General features: G+C 62.9%; 10 protein-coding genes. 2 read left to right on the plus strand and 8 right to left on the minus strand.

Annotation, left to right across the window (positions count from 1 at the left end; genetic code table 11):
* Nucleotide 1: 1 nt before the first annotated feature.
* From M2395_RS29660 to M2395_RS29680, 5 genes are all read right to left on the minus strand, one after another.
* Nucleotides 2-697, minus strand: coding sequence for a GntR family transcriptional regulator (locus M2395_RS29660; protein ID WP_011063574.1), 696 nt, complete (start codon nt 695-697; stop codon nt 2-4).
* A gap of 35 nt (nt 698-732) precedes the next feature.
* Nucleotides 733-1,446, minus strand: coding sequence for a FadR/GntR family transcriptional regulator (locus M2395_RS29665; RefSeq protein WP_041119954.1), 714 nt, complete (start codon nt 1,444-1,446; stop codon nt 733-735).
* A gap of 79 nt (nt 1,447-1,525) precedes the next feature.
* Entirely contained in the window at nt 1,526-2,839 is a 1,314-nt protein-coding gene (locus tag M2395_RS29670; protein WP_015637104.1) for a C4-dicarboxylate transporter DctA, read from the minus strand.
* A 352-nt stretch (nt 2,840-3,191) separates the two neighbouring features.
* Entirely contained in the window at nt 3,192-4,445 is a 1,254-nt protein-coding gene (glyA, locus tag M2395_RS29675; protein WP_041119952.1) for a serine hydroxymethyltransferase, read from the minus strand.
* Nucleotides 4,446-4,641: 196 nt separating this feature from the next.
* Nucleotides 4,642-8,490: a bifunctional diguanylate cyclase/phosphodiesterase gene (locus tag M2395_RS29680; RefSeq protein ID WP_405046106.1), complete on the minus strand. Its 3,849-nt coding sequence runs from the start codon at nt 8,488-8,490 to the stop codon at nt 4,642-4,644.
* A gap of 282 nt (nt 8,491-8,772) precedes the next feature.
* Between M2395_RS29680 and ettA the strand changes: the two genes are divergently transcribed.
* Both ettA and gdhA read left to right on the plus strand, forming a co-directional pair.
* Nucleotides 8,773-10,437, plus strand: coding sequence for an energy-dependent translational throttle protein EttA (gene ettA / locus M2395_RS29685; protein ID WP_011063569.1), 1,665 nt, complete (start codon nt 8,773-8,775; stop codon nt 10,435-10,437).
* 287 nt (nt 10,438-10,724) lie between these two features.
* Nucleotides 10,725-12,062 carry an NADP-specific glutamate dehydrogenase gene (gene gdhA / locus M2395_RS29690; RefSeq protein WP_015637102.1) on the plus strand — a complete coding sequence of 446 codons (1,338 nt, stop codon included), beginning with the start codon at nt 10,725-10,727 and terminating at the stop codon, nt 12,060-12,062.
* A gap of 6 nt (nt 12,063-12,068) precedes the next feature.
* On the opposite strand, the gene M2395_RS29695 is transcribed toward gdhA, so the two are convergent.
* From M2395_RS29695 to M2395_RS29705, 3 genes are all read right to left on the minus strand, one after another.
* Nucleotides 12,069-12,560, minus strand: a complete 492-nt coding sequence (locus M2395_RS29695; protein WP_041119949.1) for a GreA/GreB family elongation factor — start codon at nt 12,558-12,560, stop codon at nt 12,069-12,071.
* A 73-nt stretch (nt 12,561-12,633) separates the two neighbouring features.
* The gene (locus tag M2395_RS29700; protein ID WP_011063566.1) at nt 12,634-12,990 is read right to left on the minus strand and encodes a hypothetical protein; all 357 of its coding nucleotides are present in this window, start codon (nt 12,988-12,990) and stop codon (nt 12,634-12,636) included.
* Nucleotides 12,991-13,149: 159 nt separating this feature from the next.
* Nucleotides 13,150-15,003, minus strand: coding sequence for a DUF4105 domain-containing protein (locus M2395_RS29705; protein ID WP_026020072.1), 1,854 nt, complete (start codon nt 15,001-15,003; stop codon nt 13,150-13,152).
* Nucleotides 15,004-15,018: the final 15 nt, after the last annotated feature.

Here is a 15,018-nt window from a genome sequence, read left to right on the forward strand (position 1 = left end):
GCTACAGGCCGCCCAGCAGGCGCTGCTCCAGGTGCGCCAGGTGCTGGTTCATCAGGGTTTCGGCCTTTTCGGCATCGGCCTCCTGTAGTGCATCGATGATCTTCGAGTGTTCCTGCCAGGAGCAGTAGTTGCGGGCCTGGCCCTCGAACTGGGCGATGGCCAGTGAGGTCAGGGGCACCAGGCTGCCGAGGAACTGTGCCAGGGGCCCGTTGCCGGCGATTTCCGCCAGTTGCAGATGGAACTCCCCGGACAGGCGGATAGCCGGCCCGCGCTGGTCGCGGGCAATGGCCTCGCGCTCCTGGGCGATCAACTCGCGCAAGGGTTGCAACTGGCGCCGGGGCTGCTGGCAGGCCAGGCGCACCAGGGTGATTTCCGTCAGGCGCCGGGCATGCAGGATCTGCCGGGTCTGTTCCAGGTCCGGCGCCGCCACCTGGGGCCGGTAATTGGGCCGCAGGATCACCACTTGCTGATGGGAAAGCCGCGCCAGGACCTGGCGCACTATGCTGCGGCTGACGCCGAAGGCCTGCCCCAGGCTGTCTTCGGTGAAGCGGCTGCCGGGAGCGATGCGCTGTTCGAGAATGGCGTCGAAGATCTGCGGGTAGACATCATCCACCAGCAGCTTCCTTTCGCCCCGAGGGCGCCTTGGCAGGCTGGCCACCCGGGTGAAGGGATTGTTTTTCAGGGCGTAGCTGACCATGGCCTGTCTCCAGTCCGGTTGCTGACTCGGGGGGATTACTGGGCGCTGTTGCCCAGGTGATCGTCCGGGATATTCAGTTCGATGCCCATGCGCTGGCCTTCCTGGAGGATGTGCCGGCGCATCTCGGCGCTGGCCAGGGCGCTGTTCTTGTTGCGGATGGCCCGTACCACCGCCTCGTTTTCTTCCAGGCGTTCGGCCAGGTGCTCCGGTGAATTGCGCAGGATCTGTGCACTTTGCTTGAGGGCATTGCTGGTCTGTTGCACCACGTTCTGGAAGATCGGGTTGCTGGTCAGGGTGAACAGTTCCTCGTGGAAGGCGATGTAGGCGTTGACCCCGGCTTCGCTGTCGCCGGCTTCAAGGGCTTCGCGCATGTCCATCAGGGTCAGGCGCAACTGGCCAACTTCCTTGCTGCTGATGGATTGCGCCACCAGGCCGACGATGAAGGGCTCCAGGGTGTAGCGCAGTTGCAGCACGTCTTCGAGGCTGGCCCCGGCCACTGCACTGTCGCTGCCCTGCGCTTCGTCCAGGGGGGTGTCCAGCACCACCACGCCTTTGCCGGGCATGGAGCGCACCAGGCCCAGGGTCTCCAGGACGATCACCGCTTCGCGCAGGCTGGGGCGGCTGATGCCCAGTTGCTCGGCCAATTCGCGTTGCCCTGGCAGCATGTCGCCGGAGCGCCACTGGCCGCGGGCCAGGGCGGCCCGGAGCTTTTCTACCACTGAATTCACCACTGTTGACGAGCTGATCACTGTTGACTCCATGAACGATTAATAGCGCGCTGTTGCCGCGCCGAGTGTTGTGCCTGCCGATGACAGGCACAAGGTCGGGTCAAAATTCCTGCTGGTGGGCGCCGGTCACCGGTTTTCGGGCCTGGAAGGTGTAGCCCTGCTGGCCGCTGAGCACCTTGTTGGCCCGCTGCACGTCGATGTCCTTTTCCCAGCGGGCGATGGCGACGGTGGCCACGCAGTTGCCGATCAGGTTGGTCAAGGCGCGGCCAATGCCCATGAACCAGTCCACCGCCAGCACCAGCACCAGGCCCACCACCGGAATCGCCGGGATTGCAGTCAGGGTTGCCGCCAGGATCACCAGCGCCGAGCCGGGGATGCCGTGGGCGCCCTTGGAGGTGATCAGCGACACCAGAAGAATGGTCAAAAGGTCCGACATGGACAGCGGAGTGCCGGTGGCGTTGGCAATGAAGACGATGGCCAGGGTCAGGTAGATGGAGAAGCCGTCGAGGTTGAACGAGTAGCCGGTGGGAATCACCAGGCCTACGGTGGAACTGCCGATCCCCAGGTGTTCCAGCTTGCGCATGATCTGCGGCAGCACCGCGTCGGAGGAAGCGGTGCCGAGGACGATCAGCAACTCTTCGCGCAGGTACTTGAGAAAGGGCAGCATGCGCAGGCCCGACAAACGCATCACCAGGCCCAGGATCACCGCGACGAAGGCAAAGCAGGTCAGGTAGAACAGCCCCACCAGGCTGCCCAGGTGCTGCAGCGAATCCAGGCCGTACTTGCTGGTGGTGAAGGCGATGGCACCGAACACGCCGATGGGCGCCAGACGCACGATCATGCCCATGATGCGGAAGATCACATGGCTCAGTTCGTTGATCAGCCGGGAGATGCCCGAGGCGGCTTCACCCACCAGGTTAAGGGCGCTGCCGAACAGCACCGAGAACAGCAGTACCTGGAGGATGTTGTTCTCGGCGAAGGCACCGATCACCGAGGTGGGAATCAGGTCCATGAGGAACTGAGTGGTGGTGTGCATGTGCTGGCCACGCTGGGCGATGTCGCCCATGTCCGCGGTGGACAGTTGCTCCAGATGGATGTTGGCGCCGCTGCCGATGCCGGTGCTGAAGGCCATGATCAGGCCGATCACCAGGGCCACGGTGGTGAGGATCTCGAAGTAGATCACCGACTTGAGGCCGATGCGGCCGACCTTCTTCAGGTCGCCGGCACCGGAGATGCCGCTGACGACCACGCAGAACACGATCAGCCCGATCAACATCTTGATCAGCTTGATGAAACCATCGCCTAGGGGTTTGAGCTGGGAGGAGTATTCGGGGAGGGTGAGTCCGCACACGATGCCGAGCATCAGTCCGAGGACAACCTGGAGGAAAATCGAACGCGAGCACCATCTGAGCATGGGGGGAATCCTGGTCGGTGTCCTGTCTGCCGTGCGCGGGGGACGCGCAACGGATGGAGGACTTAATTATTGTGGTCTTACCGGTATGTCCAGTGCAGGCGCAGTCTACGCTCGGGTTTTATGGGTTTACAAGGGGGAGGGTGCAGATTGGCTTTACCGGTCTGACCAGTGGTTTTTCCTCCCCTGGCCACTGTAGCCGTTGTCGCAGGCTGCGATCGGCCGGACCAGCCGCCCGGGTATCCTGCGTTCGCAAGACCTCGCAGGCTCCTTTCACCGCCTGTCTCCACGGCCCTGCGGGCACAAAAAAGCCCGGCACTGGGCCGGGCTTTTTCTGTTGCGGTCTGCGGGCTGATTAAGCGCCGTATACCGGCAGCTTCTTGCAGATGGCCTTGACCTTCTCACGTACGGCGTCGATCACCGCTTCGTTGTTCAGGTCCGCCAGGATGTCGCAGATCCAGCCGGCCAGTTCCTTGCACTCGGCTTCCTTGAAGCCACGAGTGGTCACGGCCGGAGTACCGAAGCGCAGGCCGGAGGTGACGAACGGGGAGCGTGGATCGTTTGGCACGGAGTTCTTGTTAACGGTGATGAAGGCTTTGCCCAGAGCGGCGTCAGCGTCCTTGCCGGAGATGTCCTGCTTGATCAGCGACAGCAGGAACAGGTGGTTCTTGGTACCACCGGACACCACGTCGAAACCGCGCTCGATGAACACTTCGGCCATGGCCTGGGCGTTCTTCACCACTTGTTCCTGGTAAGCCTTGAACTCAGGCTGCAGTGCTTCCTTGAAGCAGATGGCCTTGGCGGCGATCACGTGCTCCAGTGGGCCGCCCTGGGCGCCAGGGAATACGGCGGAGTTGAGCTTCTTCTCGATGTCGGCGTTGGCGCGAGCCAGGATCAGGCCGCCACGTGGACCGCGCAGGGTCTTGTGGGTGGTGGTGGTCACGACGTCAGCGAATGGCACCGGGTTCGGGTAGACGCCAGCGGCGACCAGACCGGCCACGTGGGCCATGTCGACGAACAGGTAGGCCCCGACCTTGTCGGCGATATCGCGAAAGCGCGGGAAGTCGAGGATCTGCGAGTAGGCAGAGAAACCGGCCACGATCATTTTCGGCTTGTGCTCGACGGCCAGGCGCTCGACTTCGTCGTAGTCGATCAGGCCGTTGGCGTCGATGCCGTACTGGATAGCGTTGTACAGCTTGCCGGAGGAGGACACCGCGGCGCCGTGGGTCAGGTGACCGCCGTGGGCCAGGCTCATGCCCAGGATGGTGTCGCCGCCTTGCAGCAGGGCCAGGTAGACCGCGGCGTTGGCCTGGGAACCGGCGTGTGGCTGGACGTTGGCGTAGTCGGCGCCGAACAGCTCCTTGGCGCGGTCGATGGCCAGCTGTTCAACCACGTCGACGTATTCGCAGCCGCCGTAGTAACGCTTGCCCGGGTAACCTTCGGCGTACTTGTTGGTCAGTACCGAGCCTTGAGCTTCCATCACCGCTGGGCTGGTGTAGTTTTCCGAAGCGATCAGCTCAATGTGCTCTTCCTGGCGCTGAGCTTCTTGCTCCATGGCGGCAAAGAGATCGGCGTCGTACTTGGCAATAGTCAAATCACGGCTGAACATGGCGGTCCTCAAGGATCGGGGGCAGAAAAGGGAGGCATTCTAACCCAATGGGTTTTAGATGGCATATGAAAGGACATCATGTCGCAGACAAGTGGCCTTCACTTGGGTACGGGCTCGTGCAGGAGCTGGCTTGCCAGCGAAGAGGCCCCTGAGACCGCCTTCGCCGGCAAGCCGGCAATTACGCAAGCAGGGGATGTTAGTCGAACATGAACAGGGCGTCGTTGCTGAACTGCGCCTCGAAGCGGTTGGCCGGCATCGGCCGGCCGAACAGGTAGCCCTGGACCTCGTCGCAGCCATGTTCGCGCAGGAACTCCAGCTGTTCGTGGGTTTCCACGCCTTCGGCGATCACCGCCAGGTTCAGGCTGTGGGCCATGGCGATGATGGCGCGGGCGATCTGCGCATCCTGCTCGCCGGACGGCAGGCCGTCGACGAAGGTGCGGTCGATCTTCAGCACGTCGATGGGGAACTGCTTGAGGTAGTTCAGCGATGAGTAGCCGGTGCCGAAGTCGTCCACCGCGATGCTCAGGCCGAGGTTCTTCAGGCCATCGAGAATCTGCATCGCCTCGCTGACTTCGCGCATCAGGATACTTTCGGTCAGTTCCAGCTCCAGGCACGCCGGTGGCAGGCCGGTGTCCTTGAGGATGGTGGCGATGCGCATGCCCAGCTGGCCGTCGGAGAACTGCCGGGCGGAGATGTTCACCGAAACCTTCGGCACCCGCACCTTGGCCTGGTGCCAGGACTTGAGCTGGCGGCAGGCTTCACTGATCACCCAGTCGCCCACATCCACCACCAGCCCCAGTTCTTCGAGCACCGGAATGAAGTCCCCTGGCGGTACCAGGCCGCGACGCGGGTGGCGCCAGCGCAGTAGCGCCTCGGCGCCGGTCAGGCGCTTGCCGTCGCCGCTGAACTGCGGTTGGTAATAAAGCACGAATTCTTTCTGCTCCAGGGCGTGGCGCAGGTCGCTTTCCAGTTCCAGGCGCTCCAGGGCGCTGGCGTTCATGTCCGCCTGGTAGAACTGGAAGTTGTTCTTGCCGCGTTCCTTGGCGTGGTACATCGCGGTGTCGGCGTTCTTCATCAACTGGCTCAGCTCGTTTCCATCCTGGGGGCTCAGGGCGATGCCGATACTGGCGGTAACAAAGAACTCGCGGCCTTCGAGGACGAAGGGTTTGACCAGGCTGGCGAGAATCTGCTCGGCCACATGGATCGCCCGGTTCAGGGCCATCTCGCGGCTGGAGCGCGGCTGCAGGAGCAGGGTGAATTCGTCGCCGCCCATGCGTGCCACGGTGTCGTCGTCATCGACGCAGCCCAGTAGGCGCGTGGCCATTTCCTTGAGCATGCGATCGCCGGCGGCATGGCCCAGGGAGTCGTTGATCGGCTTGAAGCGGTCCAGATCGAGGAACATCAGCACCACCCAGGACTTCTGTCGTTCTGCCGATTGCAGGGCGGTGTGCAGGCGGTCCTGGAACAGAGTGCGGTTGGGCAGGTGGGTCAGGGCGTCGTAGTAGGCCAGGCGGTGGATGCGCTGTTCACTGGCCTTGCGTTCGCTGATGTCGCTGAAGAAGCACACGTAGCTGGCCAGGTCGCCTTCATCGTCGAGCACTGCGGTGATCCCGACCCACGCCGGGTAGTGCTCGCCATTGCGGCGCTTGAGCCAGACTTCGCCTTCCCAGGTGCTGTGCTGGTTCAGTTGCTTGAGTACATAGCGCAGGTGGGCTTCCTGCTGGTCGTCCACGGTGAGCATGTTCGGCAACTGGTCGAGCACCTGGGACACCGCGTAGCCGCTGACCCGGCTGAACGCCTCGTTGGCCTGGACGATATAGCCGGCGGGGTCGGTGATCAGGATCGCCGAGGTCGAGTGCTCGAATACCGTGGCCGCCATGCGCAGGTCCTTTTCCGCTCGGCGCTGCTGGCTGATGTCGCGGCCGACCCCGAGCACGCCCTCGAAGGCGCCATGCTCGTCCCACACCAGTACCAGGCGCAGTTCGATGGGGATCTTGCGGCCATCGGCCCGCAGGCAGTCGAACAGGAACAGCTGGGTCTGCACCTGGCTGCGCAATTGCGCCAGTTGCTCGGGTTTGTCCAGGGCCTTGCTGACCCGGTCCATGAGGGTGTAGATGCCGCTCAGCTGCTGCGGGTTGGCTATGGTCGACTGCCAGCCGTTCTGGAAGATCCACTCCACGTCGTAGCCGAGCACCGCGTGCACCGAAGGGCTGACGTAGTTCAGCGAAAGCTTGCTGTCGGTGGAGAAGATCACGTCGCTGATGCTTTCGGCGAGCATGCGGTAGCGCTGCTCGCTGTCACGCAGGGACTCGCTGGCCTCGATCTGGTCGGTGATGTCCTTGGCTACGCCGATGATCCGCGTCACCTGGTCGTAGCGGTCCCGGGCCAGGGCCTGCTCGCGGATCTCGAAGCGCCGCCACTGGCCGCTGCGGTGGCGGAAACGCAACTGGCATTGCAGCAATTGGGCATAGGCCGAGTGCCGCTGCTCCTGGCGCAGGCGGTGGTACAGGTCGGCGTCTTCCGGGTGCAGGAGGATTTCCCAGAAGTACTCGCCCATCTGGTGCAGCTCGGTCTTGTTGTAGCCCAGGGTCTGGCCCAGATGGTGGTTGCTGAAGATCATCCGCTGGCTGATCACATCCTGTACGTACAGGTGATCGGGCACGGTGCGCACCACGTCCGACCAGAAACCTTCGCGCTCCAGCAGTGAAAGTTCGATCAGCTTGCGGCTGGTGATGTCGCTGATGCTGAGGATCACCGCGCTGTAGTCCGCGATGGCCTCGGGCAGGCGCAGGACCAGCCACAGATGCTGGTCGTTGCCCTGGGCGTCGCTGAGCTTGATCTCCAGTTCCAGCTGTTTCTGCTGGTTGATCACGGCTTCGAGCAACTGGCTGCCGATGGCGTTGCCGTTCTTCGGGCTGCCTTCGATCAGCAGTTGCCAGGCCTGCTCGCTGGATTCGACGTTGAGCAGGCGCAGGGCAACCTGGTTGACCTCGGTGATGCGCAATTCACTGAGCAGTTGCAGGCGGTGGCCAGGATCGCTGGCCTGCCAGCGCTTGAGTTGGTCGCTGTTGTGCAGGTTGTGCTTGTCGAGCAACCCTGGAAGCCCGGAGATATCCATGACGCACAAGGCCACGCCGGTGCCTTCGAAAATGTCCTGATAGCGCCGCCGGCCTTCGTGCAGTTGGCGCTGGCGCCGGCGCATGTTCAGCAGGGCGATCACCGGCAGCAGGGAGAAGGCCAGGCCCAGCAGGCACTTGCCAATGAAGGCCGGCAGCAGCGCCTCGAGCACGGCCCGCTGGTCGAACAGGCCGCGCAGTTGCCAGTCGCTGTTGCTCAGGGGCACCAGCAGTACGCTGCTGGCCATTTCGTCGGGATCCAGCATGCCTGGGGTCGAAGTGCTGCGCTCATCGCGCTTGATCACCTGGTGGCTGAGGCGGTTCTCGATCACCCAGGTGGGCTTGAAGCCCTCTTCGCTTTGCCGCACCAGGGTCTGCAGAAAGCTTGGAGCCAGGCGCAGGACCCAGTAGCCGCGGCTCCCGCCGCTGGACTGGTGCAGCAGGACATGCACCACCGAGCCATCGGCGGGGTTGCTGTAGTAGTAGCGTTGGGCACGGCTGCGCTGGACCAGCTCGGCGAGCCACAGGGCGTCCTGGCTATCGGTGGCGCTGTCGCTGAGGATTTGCCCCTTGCTGTCCAGCAGGGCAAAGCTGCGTACGTCCGGCAGCGAGCGCTGGAGTTTCTGAAGCAGTTGCTGTTGCTGCTGGCTGTCTTGCGGTGCTTCGATGATGGGCAGCAGATTGAGGGCGATCTGGGCGTTGAGCGCCAGGTTCAGGCTCAGGTGGTCGGCCAGGTCGGCGCTGTAGTCGATGGCATGCTGACGCTGGTCCTGGCGGGTCTGTTGCAGTTGATCGAGCAACTGCCAGAACAACAGGGCCAGCAGCAACAGCACCAGCGTCGCCAGTGCGCCTTTGAGTGTGCCACGCATAGGATAGGCCGGCCCGGGGGCAGCGGCGCGCGCGGGCTTTGGCGAAGTGACGTTGAACAAGCTGTGATCCTGCGGTTTGGCTGGGCTGGCGCGACGTGCACTATAAGCCGGACGCCCGAAGGGCGGCTAGCATGCCTTGAGTTGTGGCAAAGTGCCAGTCCCGCCTGGCTGGACCTGGATCGTGCATTGAGGTAGTTTTGCCGGTTACGCGGGAGCGTTCCAGCTCCAGACAATCAGGCTTTTTCCGCCCGTCGGTATTGATCATGGTCAATGCCGGCGCAGCGCATGGCCTGGCCCGGGCCCGGCCCGTTCTATTCATCTGTCACTGACGCTAGGTTCACCATGGCTCAATACGTCTTCACCATGCATCGGCTGGGCAAGGTTGTTCCGCCGAAGCGGGAAATCCTGAAAAACATCTCCCTGTCCTTTTTCCCTGGCGCCAAGATCGGCGTGCTGGGCCTCAACGGTTCGGGCAAGTCCACGCTGCTGAAGATCATGGCCGGCGTCGACACCGAGTTCGAGGGCGAAGCCCGCCCGATGCCGGACCTGAACATCGGTTACCTGCCCCAGGAACCCCAGCTGGACCCGGCCAAGACCGTGCGTGAAGTGGTCGAGGAAGCGGTCAGCGTGATCAAGGACGCCCAGGCGCGCCTGGACGAGGTCTACGCCGCCTATGCCGAGCCGGATGCCGACTTCGACAAGCTGGCCGCCGAGCAGGCCAAGCTGGAAGCCATCCTGCAGGCCAGCGACGGCCACAACCTGGAGCGCCAGCTGGAAGTGGCCGCCGACGCCCTGCGCCTGCCGGCCTGGGACGCCAAGGTCGAGCACCTGTCCGGTGGTGAAAAGCGTCGTGTGGCCCTGTGCCGCCTGCTGCTGTCGGCCCCTGACATGCTGCTGCTCGACGAACCCACCAACCACCTGGACGCCGACTCCGTCGCCTGGCTGGAGCACTTCCTCCACGACTTCCCGGGCACCGTGGTTGCGATCACGCACGACCGTTACTTCCTGGACAACGTTGCCGGCTGGATTCTGGAACTCGACCGCGGCGCCGGCATTCCTTACGAGGGCAACTACTCCGGTTGGCTGGAAGCCAAGTCCGACCGTCTGGCCCAGGAATCCAAGCAGCAGTCGGCCCATGAAAAGGCCATGAAGGAAGAGCTGGAGTGGGTGCGCAAAGGCGCCAAGGCCCGCCAGTCGAAATCCAAGGCCCGTCTGCAACGCTTCGAGGAAATGCAGTCCCAGGAATTCCAGAAGCGCAGCGAAACCAACGAGATCTACATCCCGGCCGGCCCGCGCCTGGGTGACAAGGTCATCGAATTCAAGAACGTCACCAAGGGCTACGGCGATCGCGTGCTGATCGACAACCTGTCGTTCTCCATGCCCAAGGGCGCCATTGTCGGCGTGATCGGCGGTAACGGTGCCGGTAAATCGACCCTGTTCCGCATGCTCATGGGCAAGGAAACCCCGGATTCGGGCAGCATCGAGATCGGTGAAACCGTGCAGCTTGCCTGCGTGGATCAGAGCCGTGAGGACCTGGACGGCAGCAAGACCGTGTTCCAGCAGATCTCCGACGGCTCCGACCAGATCCGCATCGGCAACTACGAGATCCCGTCGCGTACCTACGTCGGCCGTTTCAACTTCAAGGGCGGCGACCAGCAGAAGTTCGTCAAGGACCTGTCCGGTGGTGAGCGCGGCCGCCTGCACCTGGCCCTGACCCTGAAGGAGGGTGGCAACGTCCTGCTGCTCGACGAACCTTCCAACGACCTCGACGTTGAAACCCTGCGCTCCCTGGAAGAAGCCCTGCTGGACTTCCCGGGCGCCGCCATTGTGATTTCCCACGATCGGTGGTTCCTGGACCGGGTGGCCACTCACATCCTGGCGTACGAAGACGACTCCCAAGCGGTGTTCTTCGAAGGCAACTACACCGAGTACGAAGCCGATCGCAAGAAACGCCTGGGCGAAGCCGCGGCGCAACCGCACCGGGTACGGCACAAGAAGCTGGCCTGATCGGTTAGCTGCTTGAAAAAACGGGGCCTTCGGGCTCCGTTTTTTTATGCCTGGCAGAAACCACGGCGGTTAATTTGGGGGCGTGACTCAACGTTCAAAGTGAGTGCAAAACAGTCAATTTTTGTCACCAATTCGGTGCGTAAAATACCTGTAAAACCGGGCTATTTATATTTATTGCACCATTTAAATTCATATCTGCGACATTTTGCGCTGTCGCGGTGCGGATTGAATTGATAAAGTCCCGGGCAAATCTCTTCTTAACGACAATAAATTTGCCGAGACTTCCCATGATCGAATCCGTCGAAGACTTCCTCGCCCGCCTGAAAAAACGCGACCCGGACCAGCCTGAATTCCATCAGGCGGTGGAAGAGGTCCTGCGCAGCCTCTGGCCGTTTCTCGAAGCCAATCCGCACTACCTGAGCTCCGGTATTCTCGAGCGGATCTGCGAGCCTGAACGCGCGGTGGTCTTTCGCGTGTCGTGGGTCGACGATCAGGGCAAGGTCCGGGTCAACCGCGGCTTCCGCATCCAGATGAACAGTGCCATCGGCCCGTACAAGGGCGGCCTGCGCTTCCATCCCTCGGTCAACATGGGCGTGCTGAAATTCCTCGCCTTCGAGCAGACCTTCAAGAACTCCCTGACCTCCCTGCCCATGGGCGGCGGCAAGGGCGGTTCGGACTTCAATCCCAAGGGCAAGAGCGACGCCGAGGTGATGCGCTTCTGCCAGGCCTTCATGAGCGAGTTGTACCGGCATATCGGTGCCGACGTTGACGTCCCGGCCGGTGACATCGGCGTGGGTGCCCGGGAAATCGGTTTCCTCTTTGGCCAGTACAAACGCCTGAGCAACCAGTTCACGTCGGTGCTGACCGGCAAGGGCATCAGCTACGGTGGCAGCCTGATCCGCCCCGAGGCCACGGGCTTTGGCTGCGTGTACTTCGCCGAGGAAATGCTCAAGCGCCGCGGTGATCGGGTCGAAGGCAAGCGCGTGGCCATCTCCGGCTCCGGCAACGTGGCCCAGTATGCGGCGCGCAAGGTCATGGACCTGGGTGGCAAGGTGATCTCCCTGTCCGATTCCGAAGGCACCCTGTATTGCGAGTCGGGCCTGAGCGAAGAGCAGTGGCTGGCGGTACTGGAACTCAAGAACGTGCAGCGTGGGCGTATCAGCGAGCTGGCGAGCCAGTTCGGCCTGGAGTTCCGCGCCGGCAAGACTCCGTGGGACCTGCCGTGCGATATCGCCTTGCCCTGCGCCACGCAGAATGAACTGGACGCCGAGGCGGCCCGTACCCTGCTGCGCAACGACTGCACCTGTGTCGCCGAAGGTGCCAACATGCCGACCACTCTGGAGGCTGTGGATATCTTTATCGACGCGGGCATCCTCTTCGCCCCGGGCAAGGCGTCCAACGCCGGTGGCGTGGCGGTGAGTGGCCTGGAAATGTCGCAGAACGCCATGCGCCTGCTGTGGACCGCCGGTGAAGTGGACAGCAAGCTGCACAACATCATGCAGTCGATCCACCACGCTTGCGTGCACTATGGCGAAGAGAATGGCCGGATCAACTACGTGAAGGGCGCGAACATCGCCGGCTTCGTCAAGGTCGCCGATGCCATGCTGGCCCAGGGCGTGGTCTGAACCGTCTCAGGCCGGTTCGATGCGGATGATCTCGATCAACTGATTGCCCGCCGGCCTTTGCCACAGGACTTCGTCCCCCGGTTGTGCTCCCAGTAGGGCACGACCCAGGGGCGAGGCCCAGTTGATCAGCCCCTTGGCCGCATCCGCTTGATCCTCCCCCACCAATTGCACGCTTTGCTGGCGATCCTGTTCATCGGCGAAGGTCACTCGGCTGCCGATCTGCACCTTGTCGGTTGAAGTGGCCGTCGTCACCACTTGGGCGCTGTGCAGGCGCTGGGTGAAATAGCGCAGGTCGCGCTCAAGCTCGGCCATTCGCTGCTTGTCGGCGTCATCCCCCAGGTCGTTTTGCTCGCTGTGCTGGCTGTGCAGCAGGGCAACCCTGGCCTGCAATTCGGCAAGGCCCTGGGGCGTGACGTAATTGGGTTGGGCGCTGATCTGGCGCTCCACCGGCTGCTCGGTCTGGGCGGCTTGATCTTCATTGACGAAAGCGCGGCTCACGGTTTTCTCCTTGAAGGGAGGCGGGTGGACCATGGTTGCAGGCTTTTCACCTGGGCGGTTACCTGAAAGCGACCTACGGCGAACGATAGGCCCGGGCCGCATCGCGGTCCTTTTCCTGCTGCCAGGCTCGCTCGCGCTCGTCCCAGTGCCGCTCTCGATACTCGTTGCGGTCCTGGTTCTCCAACATGGCCTGGCATTGGCGGAAACCATCGTTCCAGCCTTCGGCATATTGCGCGTCCTTGAGGTAGCGCGGTACGTCCTTGCGAAACTCTCCGCTCATGGAGCCTGCCGCCTGGCGGCCGCTGACGCAGCCGGCATCGAAGCCATCGGCAAAGGCCGGCGGATAGCCCTGCGCCAGCAGATGCTCATGGGTTGATTCACAGCCACCGACTAGCGCCAGCAACAGCGCTGCCCACCCGTACCGCCACATTTTCGTCTCCCAGGCTTCCTCTGCGTGAAGTCTAGAAGGGCGTTTGTCAGCAAGCCGTGAAAGCCGGGTGATCAACCCATTTATCCGTGGCCGCTGGTGCAGGCTGCGACAAGGTTCGCAGCACCTTCCAGGGCCCTTGAGAGCGGCCTCTGGCTGCCTTTAGTAGTGATACCACTTGAGTTCGAGCATGACCTCGTTGACCGGAGTCGCCAGTTGGCTGAACTCCCGCTGTGCGCTCAGGCGCAGGCCCAGGTTGCGCGACAGCTCCCACTGCTGGTTGAGGCTCAGGCTGCGGCGTACCTCGCCATTGGTGAAGTAGTCGCCCTTGGCCTCAAGGCTGAAGTTGCCCAGCGGGTTTTTCCACAGCAGCCCGGAGTTGAAGCCCGCTGCCGGGGCGATGAAACCGGCAAAGTCGGCGTTGTGCTCGACTCGCACCGTGCCCAGGACAAAGCCCAGGGTGTCCTCGCCCAACTGCCAGGTGCCGCCGGCCCCGCCGTTGACGTGGCTGACCAGGGTCTCGTCGTCGTGTTTGCCCGGTACTCGCTCCAGGCCGCCGGTGACCTGCCAGGACCAGGGTTGCAGCAGGTCGTTGCGTGGGGTCAGGGAACGGATGGTCGCCAGGTCCAACTGTTGCAACTGCCAGTGGTTGCCTTCGTACTGGCGCAGCTTCATCTGCAGGATCTCGATCTGCGCCCCCAGCGGGAAGCCTTCGGCGTTGTCGTTGAGGTCGTGATAGGCCATGCGCAGGCCGTACTCGGCGAAGGCCTTGTCGTCCCGGGTGCCGACTCCCAGCTGCCAGGTGCGCGACTGGTGGCCGTCTTCCGGCAGGCCGGGGCGCTGGATCTGCAGCTCCGGTGCCGGGTTCTGGTTGATTGCCCGCAGCAGTTCGAAACTGCGTTGCGAGCGCTGCGCATCTCGTTCCAGGCCGTTGGCCCGGTAGCGTTCAAGGCGGTAGGCGGCATCCACGATCAAGGCCTGGCGATCCCGGGGTAGAGCCTTCAGCTCAGGGGCCTGCAATTGCTTCTGGTCAGCGCTGACCTTGAGCACCCATTGCTGTTCTTCCGGGTCCAGGGGCTGGGCGCGGCTCAGCAGCTCCCGCTCCCGGGACGGGCGATAGTCGATGCGTTCCACCAGCCCGGCGTCCTTGACTGCCTTGACCGTATCGGTAGGGATCGCCGTCAGCGGGAACTGTTCGGTCAGGCGCAGGCTGGGGCGCGCCACTTGCAGCAGTTCCAGCAGCCGGTAGGAGCAGTTTTCATCGAAGAAGAAGTAGTCGAACTTGATCTGCTTGAGTTCCCAGACATGCTCCACCATGCGTTCGGTTTCGGCCTGGGTCAGGTTCAGGCGGTATTCCCACAGGTCGCGGTTTTCCAGGCTGCGGTATTCCGAGAGCTTCTCTTGGTAGGGCACTAGAGCGAACAGCCCCGGATAGCCGCCCATCAGGCCTTTCCAGGCGTAGAGAATGCTGTTGTCCGAGCCCTCGATATAGGCCCCGAAGTTGATTGCGTAGCTGAGCAGCGCGGTGTTGTTGCTCTGTACGTCCGCCTGATCGATGCGCAGGAGGGTGTGGCCGAACATCGACGAGGGGCTGTTCAGGTAGGCCGCGGGAAAGATCATCACCGTGCTGTGGGGCGAGACATCCTTGAACCATTGCTTGAACTCGGCGCACTCCACCGCAGGCAAGTCATTCAGGCCCAGTTGCGCCTTGAGCCAGCGGGTGCGGGACGGGTAGACGCACTGGGCATGCTGGTCACCCGCATCGGCGGGAGCGTAGAGGGCGTTCAGGGTCGCGGCCAGCTCAGCGTCGGGATGGTGGGCACCGTCGGCAGCGAGGAAGAATTTCGGGTCGCTGACATAACTGCGCCAGCCGCCGAGCTTGGCAGTCTCGTAGTGACCTATGGATATCCAGAAGGGGTCATTGGCCAGTTGCTGCAAACGTTGAGGGTCGATGTGAGGCGCGGCATACAGCGGGGCGCAGACACAGAGCGCCAGGTAGGCAAGGCGTTTGAGCATGTTGGGCAACTTAAG

This window comes from Pseudomonas sp. BIGb0176 (assembly GCF_024810175.1).
Taxonomy (GTDB): Bacteria; Pseudomonadota; Gammaproteobacteria; order Pseudomonadales; family Pseudomonadaceae; genus Aquipseudomonas; species Aquipseudomonas protegens.